Source organism: Paenibacillus tritici, assembly GCF_013204885.1.
GTDB classification, from domain to species: Bacteria; Bacillota; Bacilli; order Paenibacillales; family Paenibacillaceae; genus Paenibacillus_AQ; species Paenibacillus_AQ tritici.
In genome coordinates this window covers 1-537 of record NZ_JABMKX010000049.1, presented here as the reverse complement: position 1 = coordinate 537, position 537 = coordinate 1, and the positions used below count along the sequence as shown (strand labels likewise).

General features: G+C 52.3%; 1 protein-coding gene. It reads left to right on the top strand.

From position 1 onward, the window contains the following. Window positions 1–68: 68 nt before the first annotated feature. The coding region (locus HQN87_RS31990) for a transposase (protein WP_173141387.1) at window positions 69–537 on the top strand (469 nt) is incomplete at its 3' end.

Sequence of the window (537 nt, the reverse complement as noted above, 5' to 3'; positions counted from 1 at the left end):
CGCTCAATGGCAAGTTGCGCCGTCATCATCGGGAGATGATTCGAGACCACTGGGACCACTTGGTCTATTTGGAGAAACGGATCACGGAACTGGAAGCTCGAATCGAGGCGAAGGCAGAACCCTACCTGGAGAGGATTGAACAAATTGACTCCATTCCAGGAATTGAGCGGACATCTGCCGTGACCATCTTTGCAGAAGTGGGGCCGCATGTCGCGGAAATGTTCCCGAGTGATGCGCAGTTTGCATCATGGGCGGGGGTGTGTCCAGGGAACAACGAAAGCGCTGGAAAGCGAAAAAAGTCAAAAACGATGCAAGGGAACAAGCATCTGAAAGGGGCCTTGTGTCAGGCGGCTTGGGCGAACTCTCGCTCCTCGAACCGGATCGGCCAATTCTTTCGACGAATACGTAAGAGACGAGGAGATAAAAAAGCAAACGTCGCCACCGCACATTTGCTGATTCGAATCCTCCATGCCCTGATGCGGGAGAAAAGGTTATACCAAGAAATAGACGTCTCACTAGGCGATGAGACGTCCAAGA